The sequence below is a fragment of the Sphingobacterium sp. Lzh-3 genome, assembly GCF_046764375.1.
Taxonomy (GTDB): domain Bacteria; phylum Bacteroidota; class Bacteroidia; order Sphingobacteriales; family Sphingobacteriaceae; genus Sphingobacterium.
On the sequence record NZ_CP177226.1, the window covers coordinates 1413170 to 1427094 of the forward strand.

The window sequence follows — 13925 nt, forward strand, 5'->3', positions numbered from 1 at the left end:
GTCCTTGAGTAATCATTTTTCAAGGACTATTTATTCGTTTATAGTAACAATAACCGGATTTGTCGGAAAAATTAGTGTTTTCTGGTAAAGGATCACTGGTCGTTATTGAAACGGGTATCAATAAGGTAATAATTTGCAATTTGCTTGATCTCTCGTTTGAAGTCTCGGTATAGGTCAAATTGGTTGCAGGCGCATATGATGGATTTCTGTATTGTGTCATTATTTATTTTTAAATAGGGCCCTAGTTCTTTATATATGCTGCTTTTTACTTTTGTTTTCTGATTATCCAACTTTTCAGGTTGAAAAATGCGCAAAACAACCGCTATCGCTTTATAACGATGCTGAATATCCTTATAATTGATATATTCTCCCATGATCTGTTGTGGGGGGATACCCACAAATTGGCAATAGCAATCGATCACTTTGTTGATTTTAGAAAGGTCAGATTCGTATATCTTATCAATAGATTTTAGTATTTCGGGATGATTTTCCTTTAAGAAACTCATGATAAATGAATGATATAACGTGTTCATACGTTGTGAGCTGTTTTTACCTGTTAATCGTATTGTTTCCTCTATTCTTAAAATATTATTTTGATTGTGTGATTGATTGGGCTCCCCGGGATAAACCGCTGGCTGCCTAGGATTGTGTTTAATGAGCTGTTCCATTTTTATGCAATTAAGTATGAACTGATTTTTCGTCTCGTAAATGGGAAATCCTGTAAATAGCCCGTTCTTCAACCCGTTTGTCTATTCTATGGATTCGCTATTTTTATTCTTTTTTTGTTAAACAAAGTTAAACAAATTTGTTAATTTGTCAAGACTATTTTTACGGTATTTTTAGGTTTTTTATAAAATAATAAACTTATTTGTTTAACTTTAACTGTTTGAAAATCAATGGTTTTTTATTTTTTAAAGGTTGTCTATTTGTTTAGGTTTAATAAGTTGTGTAACTTAGTGTCAGATTGTTATCTATCTGTGTAACATTTGTTAAATGCTCTGTCAACTATGGAAACTTATCCAAATAATAATTTTGAAGTTTTACGCTTGGAAATGCGTGTTACAAATCGTGAATTTGCGGCCTTGCTAGGCGTACGCGAGCAGGTATACTCGCGCATTAAAAAAGGGGAGTATCCTATTGGACTTACAATGAAAACACGTATTCAAAAAGCCTTCCCGCATATTCAGTATGACTGGCTCTTGTATGGAAAAGGGGAAAGAGAATGGACTGTTCCTTCAGTTCAACCCGACACGATAGCGATGCTTAACATGGGAAACGGTAAATCTATAGGATACTTTTCGGAAGATGTCAAGTTTATTGATGAAAACAAGAATAATATATTCTTTGAAGTTTCTCCGGGACGATATTTGATGCAAACTAAACTTGTTACTGAGAAAGCAAAAGCGGGCTATTTATCTGGTTTTTCCGATACCGAATATATGGATGATTTGCCGGCACATTTTATTACAGTGAATGAATTCCACAAAGGGGCTTATCGTTCCTTTGAAGTTAGCGGTGAAAGTATGACGGATGGGACAGATGCAAGCGTATTGGATGGTGATATTGTAACAGGACGTTTGATTAAGCGGGAGTTATGGCAATCAAAATTTCATACCCATAAATATCGTTATTGGGTTATTGTGCATAAATATGAGGGCGTTATTATTAAGGAAATTGCAAAACATGACGTAAACAACGGAATTCTTACCCTCCGTTCGCTTAATGTTGATAAAACAAGATATCCTGATTTTGAAGTAAGTTTGGATGACGTTGACCAAATTTTTAATGTTGTAGATATTAGTCGTTCATTATAGGAGCAATACCTTAATAATGCTCTTTTAAACAGGAAGTATTCTGTTTTTTTTTTTTTTTGCTAAAATAAATAGAAATAAAAACTAATTATGTTAGTTTTTATTTCTATTTTTGATCCTAAATTGAACGTGTACGAACATGTTGTTGCCTGCTATTTCGGTATGCCTAGTATATATAATAAGCTTAAATAGTTATTAACGCAGCAAGAATATAGGTTGCTCATTATTCAAGCGTGTTCGTAGCGTTCAATTGAAATCGTATACTGCTCCCCCAGTTGCCTTCTTATAGCACATTTTAGATGGATAAAATGTTTATTTTTTTGAAGATGGCGATCTCCAATTTTAATCTTTCACAAAACTTACATCGGTTATTTTATACGAAAAGTTATCTTTTTCGCGTTCATTTTCAGGTTTTTCCATTTCACTGTAATGTACTTTTCCCTTCATTTTGAATGTTGTATGCGAATCAAGGTTTATTTTTTCTCCATTGTCATCAAATACATCGAAATTCTTGAGTGTATAATTTTTTTGATCAGCAGGTACGTTAAATAATACATTGTTCTTTCCTGTTCCTACGGGTAAAATCACACTGAAAGCAGTGAATTTTTCTGAGCTGAAAGCGTGAGATTTAACCACAAAATTCATGGCCATGGTTTTCGATTTGCCAGAAGAAAAAGTGAAAGAAGGTGCATCAAATTCACCTATTAATTCGATGGTCTTATCGTGGTTTTCATAGTTTGATTCGATAGCTTTTACCGTATCGACAGAGTCTCCATTGCAAGAGGTAAACAATGTAAGGACAAAAAATGCCAGAAATAATGCTGAGATGGAATGTTTTGTTTTCATGGAAAAGATTCTTTAATTATAATTATATATGTCTTCTTATTTGGTGTTGGTCATATTTAATAACGCTACGCTCCTTTGCGTTGTTTGAAAGCCACTTGTTTTTTTGATCATGGACGTATGTTCATGATGACTTTAGCTTTTGTTCAATAAAGAACGATTATCTTTTTGTAAAAGTAATGTGTTGATCAGTTGGTTTTAGTGCATGATTTAAATTCGTTGAGAATGAATTTAAATTCGTATCCATTGAATTGTTTTTCGCTAAATACCTGATCTTGTACTAATGGTGCCAGGATTAGTTTTTTGATTTAAATACAACTAGATTAATAATTAGAAGAATAAGTGTAAGTAAGGAGCAGTATGTCCGGACATTATTCCAAAATACCCAGGGTTTTTCAAAGGTATCACGCACAAGTCTCAGGGATGTTTCCGAAGATATCGAAAGGTCAATCGAGCTTAATTGATTGTTTAAGGGAACATTTTGCGTGCCTGTAATCATAAATACGCCAATGATATAGCTCAGACAAGCCGTTAGGATTAAATAGAATTTTGGTGAATGTATATCAAAAAATAATACGGAAGCAATGGCCAGTAAAATCGGTGCCCCGAGAAAACAACAGTAGAAAGCAGGGTTTAGTATTTCTCTATTTATATTTTGCATAGCCATCAAATAGGCTTTATCGTTGAGTTTATGTAAGCCTAAATTGACTGAAAAAGTATATGAGAAAAATAGTCCCGATATAATTGCCGAAAATATAGTTGCCAGTGCTAAAATGATGTCTTGTGATTTCATAGCTGTATTTTTTTGTTATACAATTGTTTTATTGAACCTCATGAAGTAGTCGTAGAAACAATCAAAGAGTTTAATTTGCATTATTCCTCTTGAAGATAAGTTTAGACTATTTTAAATACTGGACGTTTACCTAGCCCTTGTACAATACAAAAGTTGTGATAAGCTGTTTCTCAAAATAGAATAAAAACGACAATCAACTATATTTTGTTGAAAAATGTAGGAGTTTTGCCTGTAAAGGCTTTAAATACACGAATAAAATGTGATTGGTCTGCGAATCCATTTTCGTAAACAATATCCGTTAGTTTTTGGAAATCTTTGTTGTTGAGTTGTTTAAGAGCATTCTGAAACTGCACTATTTTAGCGAATTGTTTGGCGGATATCCCTGTTTCTTTAAGAAATCTTCTTTCCAAAGTCCGTATGTTTAACGCTTCTCTTTCGGCGATTTGCCTAATAGTAACTTGGCCCCTATTTTCGATGATACTTAGGATCGCTTGCCTAATAGAAAAATCTAGGTTCTTCTTTTTGCTGTCAAAAAAGCTGGCGAGCACTTGTGTTAGTAAATGGATGCTGTTTTCAGGGCTGCAAGCCGTAGTTAATTTACGAGCTAGCTGTTGGAAAATTGTATTTTCGTTATTGTCTAAATCATAGCAATCGTCATTTATACTTTCTGGAGAAATATTCCAAAATGAGCGTAATACAAACGGATAAAATTGAAAAACAATAATTTGAAGAGGACCCGTTGTATCAATTGAAATTGGTTTAATCGTTTGGCCATAAAGAAAAATAGGAGACATTTTTTTGTTATGTGGCCTGATGATAAAATCGCTGCCGGATCGTTGAAATAACAAGCCAGGGTAACCGTCGGCATAAAAAGGTAAGTTTATGCAATAATTTTCGTGACATTCATATATCAGGATCTCCTTTACAAATAATGCAATGGATTTGTCTGGACTGATAATCTGAGGATGCATCTATGAACTGTTTGGCTTTGCGTTATGACTTTTTATAATCATAAATATACAGATATATCAAATAAGAATAATCGTCGGGATTTAATTAATGGATCTGCTGTGATGTGTAGAATTTGAATTCAGTCTTGCTGATTCAATTTATTTGAAATAGTAGAGCGGTTTTTTTCTTCTCACCTGAAATAATTGTGCATGTTGCAGTAATTTAACATAATTATTTCGCCAGTAATTGGCAATCCAATTCGAATCCAATGAAGGATTGTAATGACTCAGATCACTTCTTAAAACAACTGAATCCACCGCTGGTCCAATATTCCAAATGCTTATTTTGCTGTAACGTCCCCTGTAGGGCGGCGTATAACATTTGATAGTCTGCACGCAGCTGTCACCTGTGGGATAATCATAACTGTCGAAATTATCCAATGTTGCTATGCTAATTTTTTGATAATTTTCATCGATAGCAAAGAGTTCTGAATGTGTTTCGATGATTTCTCCGCAAACTGAGTTCATAGATTTCTCTTCATTCCAAAAGTACTGAATAGGAAAACTATGCTTATAGAGCATGGTTTTCCCATTGATCTTAAGTGGTTTGCTATCGTGGTATTCACCTATCTCAATAAAGTTCTCAACCTTTGGATTAAACAAATAGGCATGTTCTTGCCACTTTTTGTTCCATACAATATCGTCAAAACCGTCTTTATTTTGATCGCTAAAAGATAATCCTGAATTATTGGTCCCATAATCCAAATCTCGCATAATGAGGTGCCAATGATTATCCTGTAACTTTTCTACCTGAAAGAAACAACTTGTGTCGTTCTTAAAAATAGAAAATTTATAGTGCTTGTCGGCTATAAGGGAACAGTCCTGTTCTACAAGGTTATAATCTCCGATTTTTAGGCTATCGATTTTTTGGTAGACTAAAAAAGAATTAGTTGTATGCGTATTATCGTTTTGAGAATTGCAGCTATAAAATGTTATTGCCAATAGTCCCAATAACAATTCCCAGCGCTGATTTATTATTTTTGTGCGGAGTTGTTGTTTGAAATATTCCATATCAATTGAACTGTATCGGTGCCTCGTATTGATCGTCTGCAATAATACCTTTGTTTCAGTGAAAAGTAGGCAATAATGGTTTTAATTTTAAGATTCGCAGTGTTTTTAAATAGCGTACAAAATAAATTGACCTTTTATTACTGTGCTCGAAATTAAAACTATAATTACAGTTGGCTTCCGCTAAATGTATTTGTATTCAGGTAGACTGTTGAAAGGGTTTTTAGAAGTTCTCTGGCGGCAGCACCTCCAGCGCGGTTTGCTCCAATAGTGGATGCCGATGGGCCGTAGCCTACGAGATGAATTCGCGGTTCCTTGGCCACCATGGTAGCCAGTCGACCTGCCATTTGGATACCGCCCTGTTCTTCTTTTGGTAGTACGGCATCCAAATGACTCAATGAACTTTTGAAGCCTGTATTCCAAAGTATAACATCCGCTTTTTGTTCGGTTCCGTCCTCCCATTTGATTCCCTTTTTCGTTATTTCTTTAAACATCGGAAAACGTTTAAGGACACCACGTTTTTCCATCTCCTGGATTTCGGTAGAGTAGGGGAGGCCAGTGACGGATACAACAGACAAAGGCGGAAGTCCGAGTCGTACCCGTTCTTCTACCATCGCAACAGCATTATGACCCGCCATGTCATCGAAGGGCCCATCTCTAAATAAAGGTGGGCGACGTGTAACCCAGGTTGTTGTCGTTACCTGGGAGATTTGGTCCAATAATTGAATTGCAGAGATGCCGCCTCCAACAACAATAACATGCTTGCCTCGGAAATAATCTGCGGTTCTAAAATCTTTTGTATGTAGTTGTTCGCCCTGGAATAGCTCCGCACCGGGATAATCAGGAATGTATGGGTTTTCCCATGTTCCCGTAGCGTTTATAATGCCGAGAGCGGAGAAAAGTGTGTTTGCCGTGTCGATGTGAAAACGATCCTGGTATGGATAGACTTTTTCTACTTTGGCTGGCCGATATACTTGAAGTCCAAATTTCTTCTCATAAAGTTCAAAATAATGGGGAACTGCGGTATTGGCCTGCACCTCCGTATCCGTTGTAGACAAAGTTTCTTCAAACGACATGCCCGGTAAATCGTGTATTTTATTGACAGTGCTTAAAGTGAGCGAATCCCAGCGAAATTGCCAAGCTCCTCCAGGCCTGGAAGCTTCATCCAAGATGATGAAATCTGGCCCGATTTTAAGGCCGAGTTTCTTCAAATGATAAGCAGCGGAAAGTCCCGCTTGTCCAGCGCCTATGACGGCAATTTTTGTTTTATAGCGAATATTATTAATCATCAGTTCAGAAGAGTTAACGCCAACCGAGCTCGGGGGCCACGTGTTCCAAAATAGCGGAAAGAATATGAATGTTATAGTCTACCCCTAAAGTGTTTGGAATGGTCAAGAGTAGGGTGTCAGCTTCTTGGATTGCTTCATCCTGCGCTAACTCTTTTACGAGTTGATCTGGTTCAGCTGCATAACTCCGTCCAAAAATTGTTCTTTTGTCCGATTCGATCACTCCAATTTTATCTGTTTTGTCAGCTTCTTGCCCGAAGTAATAACGATCTAAATCATCGACCAAAGCAAAAATGGATCGGCTGACAGATACGCGAGGCTCGCCAGCATGCCCCGCTTCCTTCCAGGCTTGTTTATATAGACGTATTTGTTCGGCCTGCTGAATGTGAAAAGGTTTACCATTTTCATCATATTTTAAGGTAGAACTTTGGAGGTGCATTCTATTTTGGGCCGCCCATACGGCTGTTGCATTGGACGCTGCTCCCCACCAAATGCGGTCACGTAGACCTTCCGAATGCGGTTCGAGTCTTAATAACCCTGGTGGGTTTGGAAACATCGGGTAGGGATTTGGTTCGGCGAAACCAATACCTTGAAGCCTTTCCAAAAACTCCAAAGCTTTATGCCTTCCCATATCTGCGTCGGTTTCACCTTCCGCTAGATTGTAACCAAAATAGCGCCAGCCATCAATTACTTGTTCGGGAGAACCTCGGCTGATACCAAGCTGTAATCTGCCTTCTGAGATTAAATCTGCAGCTCCGGCATCTTCCACCATATAAAGAGGGTTTTCATAGCGCATGTCGATTACACCGGTACCGATTTCAATTTTAGAGGTTTTTGCTCCAATAGCCGATAACAAAGGAAAGGGAGATGCCAGCTGATTAGCAAAATGGTGCACGCGGAAATATGCGCCATCAATGCCTATTTCCTCCGCGGCTACCGCTAGATCGATTGACTGCAGTAATGTGTCACTTGCCGTCTGCGTACTATATGCAGGATGTTTGGACCAATGGCCAAAAGATAGAAAGCCTATTTTTTTCATAAATCACAGTAGGATTTGTTGTCTATCAAATTTAATAAATGTTGCCGTTATTTAAGTCGTATGGATTGTCCGATGGGTGTAAATAATATGCGATTTGAATGGAATTGTCAAATGACAATTAAGCTACACCCTAAAAAGAGTAAATTTGCGTATTATTCAATACTATAGCGGATTAAGAATGGAACTTTCAGATAGATTATTAAAACAAATCGAGTTTATTAAAGAAATTGATAAGATTAAATACATCCAACGCAAAACAAAGCTCTTCCACAGTGACCGTCCTGAGAATGATGCAGAGCATAGTTGGCACCTTGCATTAATGGCCATCGTTCTTTTAGAGCACGCAAATAAATCAGTGGACTTATTGAAAGTTGTCAAAATGGTGTTGATACACGATATTGTAGAAATTGATGCTGGGGATACCTTTATCTATGATACAGAAAAGAATCACACCAATACCGATGCAGAACGTTTAGCAGCGCAACGGATCTTCGGAATTTTACCTGAGGAGCAGGCGGAAGATCTCATTGCAATATGGGAAGAGTTTGAAGCAGGGCAGACGCAGGAAGCCCAGTTTGCTCGAGCAATGGATCGTTTGGAACCGCTTTTGCAAAATAGCTCCAATAACGGAGGAACTTGGAATGAGCCTGGTGTAAATTATCAAAAGGTCCATGCCAAAAAATCTGTCATCAAAGATGGCTCGGCACTATTATGGGCATATGCTGAAAAGTTGATTGATGCGGGAGTTACTCAAGGGATTCTAAAAAAGGATTAGCCTATTGGATTCTTTAGATGGCTCATAGATTAAAACAGAAATTAGCGCAAGCGCAAGATCCCATTTTTTTTAATGGATTCTGATCATCAACGACCAGCACTTCAACTTCATATCCGTGCTGGCCATTGTTATTTTATACATTGATTTTAATCGTCATCGTCCTCCTTCTTTTCGTTTACTTTTAAGAATGCTGCTCTTTTAGGAGCCGGAGCAGACTCTCCTTTAAGTCCCTGCCATAGAATTTCATTGAATACTAAATCGGGCACAGCGTCTTCCTTCGACCAATCATATTTGTCACTCCATATTGCCAGTTTTCCCTTACTGGGGTTTCGCTCGTTGAGGTTTACATTTGCATCAACATGGTCAAACGGAGTATAATCGGGAATATTGCTGAATGATCGCCACATAGGTGTTGCTGCAGCATCGTATTGTGTCATTGGCTTCATCCCTAAAATCAGCTCTATGGTTCTGATCATTCCTGAGGTCGAATACATCGTGTGATCTACAGCTCTTCTTTTTACATATGGACTGATTAAGTAAGCAGGACTACGGTGCGCGTCCACATGATCAGGACCATTCTGGGCATCATCTTCCAGTATAAATATTGCCGATTCTTTCCATATTGGACTCTTGCTGATATGATCCACAAACATCCCTACTGCGAGGTCATTATCCGCTACATGTGCATAGGGTGATTTCTTGCCTGCGCGCATTCCTTCTGTGTGGTCGTTGCTGATTCGTATCGTGGTGAGTTGTGGCATTTCCCCTTTCTGTATGAGTTGGTCAAAATCGGCTTTCCATTGTCTTATACGTGTGGTATCAGCCACGCTGAGGTCATAGCTTGTATATCCTGTAGCAACATGGCCTTCCAAAGATTTTACGTTAGGCTTTCCTTTGTCTGCAAATTCACCATAGGTACGATAGGATACCTGGTGCCGCTTGGCATTATCCCAAATAAAGCCGCCTTTATTGTTGGCTATTTCCCGTTCCCCTTCTCCTCCATAAGTACCACCGCGACCGCCGTAACTTGACGGCCAGGTTTTCTCGAGGTAGTCTGTGGCATAAGCACCCATACTCCAATTATGGCCATCCGCGCTAACTTCCGCATCGACATAGAAATTGTCTAAAAGCACAAATTCATTGACAATTTTGTGTTGATTGGGCGTGATTTTTTCGCCAAATAAACAAAGTGAGGCATCCCCATTTCCTTGTTTGACATCACCTAGAACTTGATCGTATGTACGATTTTCTTTAATAACATAAAATACGTATTTGATCGGGGAGGGAGCGCCGACTTTCATCGGGATAGGGTTTCCGAATTCTCCTTCTGTTTGTAGTTCTTTTTCTTTCGAATAAGGTGTGTTATGATATACTGCCTGAGAATAGAGGGCCAGTTCTTCTGGTTTAGGGGTAGAGATAAAACTAAGGGTTCCTTTGAAAAGACCAGCGATATATTGTATCTCTTTTGGTTTATTGAGGTCACCGGCATGACGGTCGACTTTTTCCTTTTGGTCTGTCGGATTGGGGCCTTGTGGATTAGCTTTGGATGATAGGCCTTTGCCATTTGAAACCAAAATTGTTTTACCTACCACTTTTACATTAGTTGGATACCAGCCTACTGGAATAAATCCTTTCGAAATAGATCGACCAGGACTACTGACGTCAAAAACTGCCAGGCAATTGTTGTCTGCATTTGCAATATAAAGCGTTTTACTGTCTGGAGACAAGGCAACAGCATTACTGGTCGATCCACTTGGAGCATTAGGATACAATGCTGCGTTCAATGTTTCTACCACTGCGCCTGTTTTGGTGTCGATTATGGATACCGAGTTGTCATTTGCGTTGGCGACGAAAAGCCATTTGCCATTCTTACTCAAAGTAATTTCATTAGGATGGTTTCCTACGGTGATTTCTTTGGTTATCTTTTGCTGTGTTACATCCCACACTAAAATTTTTTCTCCGCCCCAAACACTGATGTAAAGTTGTTTTGTATCAGGGCTTAGCTGACAGGTATATCCTTCGGCTCCAAGATCATAGCTTGCTTTTGTCGCTTTGGTTTTTAAATCTATCACATATAGTTTTTTATCTTCTCGGGTGACGGTGTATAATTGCTGTTTATTTTTATCATCAATAGCCAATCCTGCTATACCTATTTTATTGGGCCATGGTTTGCCAAGAACGATAGAATCTTTTGATGTCATTCTTCCGTCTTTGATTTTATATATCCTAATCAAATTATCATGTCCTCCGGAAGCGTATAATGTGTTGTCATCGCTAGAGAAAGCTAATCCATACCAAGATTTTGGGATTTCAATGCTATCGATTTTTCGTTGTAGAGATAGATCGATCAGATCGATGGTTTGTGTACTTTGTCCATTATTGCTAACCGCTGCAAGCTTTTTATTGTGGCTGATAACTAAGTTCAGTGGTAGATCGCCGAGCTCTATTTGTTTTCCAACAGGGGTTAGTGTCCAACCATTTGGTAGTCCAACTTTATTGCTTTCCAAAATTGAACTAATCCTATTTTGTATATTGTTTTGACTGAATGTGAGTTGTGAGGTTGCAAACATACACGTTGTCAAAATAAATGTTCCTATTCTTTTCATGGGACATATTTACGAAATTGAATAGTCAGACTAAATAGGAAGCTTCAAAATTAAAGAAAACTTAATATAGCACTCTTTTATCCGATCATTAATAGTCATAATAGTTCGGTTAATAGATAAAAGTCTGTTGTTTACCGACTTAAATTGTTCTTTCACCGAAAAGATGTAGTTTTTTTAATATAATTGCTTGAATTTAGATCGATAAACTATTCAATCTTTATTTATGATACACTTCTTTAATTCATTAGCAATTTTAACCGTAGTGGGAATGATTACCCTCGCTGCCGGCGAGAAAACTCAAGAGCACCGGGTGAATATTGTGGATACCACAATTGAATATGAATCTTCAATCAATCGAACAATGAAAATCAATAGCCCTAAAAATATGCAACAAGATAAAGTTCAATCTCATATGGATTACAAAGGTTCTATTTTGTGATAAGAACTTTCCTAATTAAAGCTATTAGTTGTGATTTTGAAAAATATATTTTTAAAATTATTTTATTGTTATATAGATTAATTTTAATATCTTGAGTTATCAGGAGGGTATGCTATGTTATTTGTTCTTTTGTGCAGAAATCTAGTGTAATTTCTATCGTTGTGAAGTCCATATTTTTAAATTGATTACTCTTAAATAGCTTGTTATGAAAAAGAAAAGTTCATCGTGGTTTTTTTATGCTATTATTGCTATTGTTATTTGCGTATTTCTGTTATTGAATCTACCTGAACTTATTCAGGGATTTATGAACGGTTATCATGCTGTTATTAAATAGCAAACAGGCATTTACCGTCTAATTCCCCATACTTACCGAGTTTTTTATTGTATTTATCGAAGCCATGTAGCTGTTGCACGATCCATATTGTAGTTTAGAATAAGTAAACGGAATAGGATTAATATTGTATTTTTTGGATAAAATCTAATCAGATCTAATGAAACGAGTCGAAATATTTAAAACAAATGTCTATCGATTAAAAGATGCACAGCAAATCGTTGCAACGCTTGTCAGCTTATTTTCCTCTTATAAAATTAACTTCGATCTTGACGATGAAGAACGTATTTTAAGAATTGAATCTTCACAATTAGAAATCGAGGTTAACAGTATCGTTGGAAAGATGTTTGAATGGGGCTATCGTTGTGAAAGGATCATTTAATCATACGCTAAAAAACTACGCTTATATTTATTTTTCATTGTAAATTGCACTAGTAATTGGCGGATGCCCTTATTCAAAAGTCTTGGACTTGTGAAGTTGGAAAGCGGACGGTTTCGGTTATTAGATTAATTAAAATCCATTGATAGTAAGTGTAATATGTCGAATATGATAGGTAATAGAATGCTCCTTTTCTTGATACTGTTTATTTTTAATACAGCTTGTTTTGCACAAAAAGGAATACCATTATCGATAGGTAGGTCAGAAATATTGCATTCAAAGGTTTTGAATGAAGATAGGACGATCAATATTTATCTTCCCGATAATTATAATCCAAATGATTCTGTTCGATATCCGATCGTATACGTTCTTGATGGAGGTATGGATGAAGATTTTTTTCATATTACAGGTATTGTACGTTTCAGTACACAACCCTGGATCGACAGATTCCCTCAGAGTATTGTCGTTGGAATTGGTGGAAACACGCGAAGAAGAGATTTTACCTTTCCTGTAGAAAATACTGATTTTATAGAAAGGGAAGGTTTTCAGAAAGCTAGTTTTCCTTCGTATGGTGGTTCTGAAAAATATAGGACATTCATAAAAAATGAATTGATTCCCTATATAAGTGGTAATTATAAATCGAATGGAAAACAGACTTTAATAGGGGAATCACTGGCTGGGCTTCTATCAGTAGAAATACTATTCAAACAACCCGAGTTATTTGATGATTATATTATTATAAGTCCAAGTTTGTGGTGGGGCGAGGAGTCTTTATTGAAGAATGCAGAGGAGTTTCTACAACGCAATTTGAGAAAAAATACAAAGGTTTATCTTGGTGTGCCCAATAAAGAAGAAGATGTGAGAATGTATGATGAGGCCATAGCGTTATCTGATATACTTAATAACAATAAAAAAATTCATTTTGTATTTGATTACATGCCTGATGAATTGCATTCCACTGTAATACATCAAGCGGTCTACAACGCTTTTAAGAAGTTGTATCCAAAAACATTCTATTCAAAATAGTGCGGGAATATGTAGCGATTAATTTTATTTTATACCTAGGTTTCTTCTATCGTGCCATTCATCTTCCAGAATTGACATCAATAGCTTGTCGTGAAATTGATTATCCCTAAAGCAGGCTTTACGCATTCGCCCCTCCAGTTTAAATCCGGCGTTTTCATACGCTCTTACTGCGGCATAATTTGGTTCAGATACGGTAAGCATAATTCTATTGAGCCCTAGATTTCCAAACCCTATATCTAGGATTAATTTGGTAACTAAAGAGCCTATCCCTTTCCCCCATTCTTGGCGATCTCCTATAAAGATAAAATACTCCCCGGATCTGTTTGGTATAGAAATATTACAGATGCCGGCATACCCAATCAGTTTATTCGAATCGTTTAAGAAAATTCCACGATTAAAATTTTTAGAATCGTTGACAACGGATAGAAACCAATTGTCTATATGATCCTTTGATTGGAGTGACTGAAAAAGAGAGCGGGAATATTTAATAGATAAATCGTCATTGAACCATTCATAAAATGGTGAGACATCTTCAAGAGCGAGTGGTTTTAAGTTGACCATCATTTAACATATATTGCA

General features: G+C 37.0%; 14 protein-coding genes. 5 read left to right on the top strand and 9 right to left on the bottom strand.

Going from position 1 to position 13925, the window contains the following annotated elements; genetic code table 11:
* Positions 1–92 precede the first annotated feature (92 nt).
* Positions 93–668 (bottom strand): hypothetical protein, encoded by a 576-nt coding sequence (locus ACLCDV_RS05735; RefSeq protein WP_317668128.1) that lies wholly within the window; start codon positions 666–668, stop codon positions 93–95.
* 339 nt (positions 669–1007) lie between these two features.
* Here ACLCDV_RS05735 and ACLCDV_RS05740 point away from each other — a divergent pair, with 339 nt between their 5' ends.
* Positions 1008–1814, top strand: coding sequence for a hypothetical protein (locus ACLCDV_RS05740; RefSeq protein ID WP_317668127.1), 807 nt, complete (start codon positions 1008–1010; stop codon positions 1812–1814).
* A 339-nt stretch (positions 1815–2153) separates the two neighbouring features.
* Here the strand turns inward: ACLCDV_RS05740 and ACLCDV_RS05745 are convergent, their stop codons facing one another.
* The 6 genes from ACLCDV_RS05745 to ACLCDV_RS05770 all read right to left on the bottom strand — a co-directional run bounded on the left by ACLCDV_RS05745 (position 2154) and on the right by ACLCDV_RS05770 (position 7790).
* The gene (locus ACLCDV_RS05745; protein WP_317668126.1) at positions 2154–2657 is read right to left on the bottom strand and encodes a hypothetical protein; all 504 of its coding nucleotides are present in this window, start codon (positions 2655–2657) and stop codon (positions 2154–2156) included.
* 292 nt (positions 2658–2949) lie between these two features.
* Positions 2950–3447: a DUF1772 domain-containing protein gene (locus ACLCDV_RS05750; protein ID WP_411973107.1), complete on the bottom strand. Its 498-nt coding sequence runs from the start codon at positions 3445–3447 to the stop codon at positions 2950–2952.
* Positions 3448–3644: 197 nt separating this feature from the next.
* Positions 3645–4418 carry a helix-turn-helix domain-containing protein gene (locus tag ACLCDV_RS05755; protein WP_411973108.1) on the bottom strand — a complete coding sequence of 258 codons (774 nt, stop codon included), beginning with the start codon at positions 4416–4418 and terminating at the stop codon, positions 3645–3647.
* A 138-nt stretch (positions 4419–4556) separates the two neighbouring features.
* Entirely contained in the window at positions 4557–5468 is a 912-nt protein-coding gene (locus tag ACLCDV_RS05760; RefSeq protein WP_411973109.1) for a hypothetical protein, read from the bottom strand.
* A gap of 164 nt (positions 5469–5632) precedes the next feature.
* Positions 5633–6754 carry an NAD(P)-binding domain-containing protein gene (locus tag ACLCDV_RS05765; protein WP_411973110.1) on the bottom strand — a complete coding sequence of 374 codons (1122 nt, stop codon included), beginning with the start codon at positions 6752–6754 and terminating at the stop codon, positions 5633–5635.
* Positions 6755–6767: 13 nt separating this feature from the next.
* Entirely contained in the window at positions 6768–7790 is a 1023-nt protein-coding gene (locus ACLCDV_RS05770) for an LLM class flavin-dependent oxidoreductase (protein WP_411973111.1), read from the bottom strand.
* A gap of 178 nt (positions 7791–7968) precedes the next feature.
* Between ACLCDV_RS05770 and ACLCDV_RS05775 the strand changes: the two genes are divergently transcribed.
* Complete coding sequence (locus ACLCDV_RS05775; RefSeq protein ID WP_333576554.1) at positions 7969–8565, top strand: HD domain-containing protein; 597 nt, start codon at positions 7969–7971, stop codon at positions 8563–8565.
* 146 nt (positions 8566–8711) lie between these two features.
* Here the strand turns inward: ACLCDV_RS05775 and ACLCDV_RS05780 are convergent, their stop codons facing one another.
* On the bottom strand, positions 8712–11171 hold the full coding sequence (locus ACLCDV_RS05780; RefSeq protein WP_411973112.1) for a bifunctional YncE family protein/alkaline phosphatase family protein: 2460 nt from the start codon (positions 11169–11171) through the stop codon (positions 8712–8714).
* Positions 11172–11394: 223 nt separating this feature from the next.
* On the opposite strand from ACLCDV_RS05780, the gene ACLCDV_RS05785 reads away from it, so the two are divergent.
* The 3 genes from ACLCDV_RS05785 (at position 11395) to ACLCDV_RS05795 (ending at position 13346) form a co-directional block, all read left to right on the top strand.
* Positions 11395–11610 carry a hypothetical protein gene (locus ACLCDV_RS05785; RefSeq protein WP_317668118.1) on the top strand — a complete coding sequence of 72 codons (216 nt, stop codon included), beginning with the start codon at positions 11395–11397 and terminating at the stop codon, positions 11608–11610.
* Between the two features lie 491 nt (positions 11611–12101).
* On the top strand, positions 12102–12323 hold the full coding sequence (locus ACLCDV_RS05790) for a methyltransferase type 11 (protein WP_317668117.1): 222 nt from the start codon (positions 12102–12104) through the stop codon (positions 12321–12323).
* 165 nt (positions 12324–12488) lie between these two features.
* Positions 12489–13346, top strand: a complete 858-nt coding sequence (locus tag ACLCDV_RS05795; RefSeq protein WP_317668116.1) for an alpha/beta hydrolase — start codon at positions 12489–12491, stop codon at positions 13344–13346.
* A gap of 24 nt (positions 13347–13370) precedes the next feature.
* Here ACLCDV_RS05795 and ACLCDV_RS05800 read toward each other — a convergent pair whose 3' ends face one another.
* Positions 13371–13910 carry a GNAT family N-acetyltransferase gene (locus ACLCDV_RS05800; protein ID WP_411973113.1) on the bottom strand — a complete coding sequence of 180 codons (540 nt, stop codon included), beginning with the start codon at positions 13908–13910 and terminating at the stop codon, positions 13371–13373.
* Between the last annotated feature and the right edge of the window lie 15 nt (positions 13911–13925).

Excerpts from the sequence above, each read along its gene's own strand:
- ACLCDV_RS05735 (WP_317668128.1), bottom strand. The coding sequence starts at position 668 with ATGGAACAGCTCATTAAACACAATCCTAGGCAGCCAGCGGTTTATCCC.
- ACLCDV_RS05740 (WP_317668127.1), top strand. The coding sequence starts at position 1,008 with ATGGAAACTTATCCAAATAATAATTTTGAAGTTTTACGCTTGGAAATG.
- ACLCDV_RS05745 (WP_317668126.1), bottom strand. The coding sequence starts at position 2,657 with ATGAAAACAAAACATTCCATCTCAGCATTATTTCTGGCATTTTTTGTC.
- ACLCDV_RS05750 (WP_411973107.1), bottom strand. The coding sequence starts at position 3,447 with ATGAAATCACAAGACATCATTTTAGCACTGGCAACTATATTTTCGGCA.
- ACLCDV_RS05755 (WP_411973108.1), bottom strand. The coding sequence starts at position 4,418 with ATGCATCCTCAGATTATCAGTCCAGACAAATCCATTGCATTATTTGTA.
- ACLCDV_RS05760 (WP_411973109.1), bottom strand. The coding sequence starts at position 5,468 with ATGGAATATTTCAAACAACAACTCCGCACAAAAATAATAAATCAGCGC.
- ACLCDV_RS05765 (WP_411973110.1), bottom strand. The coding sequence starts at position 6,754 with ATGATTAATAATATTCGCTATAAAACAAAAATTGCCGTCATAGGCGCT.
- ACLCDV_RS05770 (WP_411973111.1), bottom strand. The coding sequence starts at position 7,790 with ATGAAAAAAATAGGCTTTCTATCTTTTGGCCATTGGTCCAAACATCCT.
- ACLCDV_RS05775 (WP_333576554.1), top strand. The coding sequence starts at position 7,969 with ATGGAACTTTCAGATAGATTATTAAAACAAATCGAGTTTATTAAAGAA.
- ACLCDV_RS05780 (WP_411973112.1), bottom strand. The coding sequence starts at position 11,171 with ATGAAAAGAATAGGAACATTTATTTTGACAACGTGTATGTTTGCAACC.
- ACLCDV_RS05785 (WP_317668118.1), top strand. The coding sequence starts at position 11,395 with ATGATACACTTCTTTAATTCATTAGCAATTTTAACCGTAGTGGGAATG.
- ACLCDV_RS05790 (WP_317668117.1), top strand. The coding sequence starts at position 12,102 with ATGAAACGAGTCGAAATATTTAAAACAAATGTCTATCGATTAAAAGAT.
- ACLCDV_RS05795 (WP_317668116.1), top strand. The coding sequence starts at position 12,489 with ATGATAGGTAATAGAATGCTCCTTTTCTTGATACTGTTTATTTTTAAT.
- ACLCDV_RS05800 (WP_411973113.1), bottom strand. The coding sequence starts at position 13,910 with ATGATGGTCAACTTAAAACCACTCGCTCTTGAAGATGTCTCACCATTT.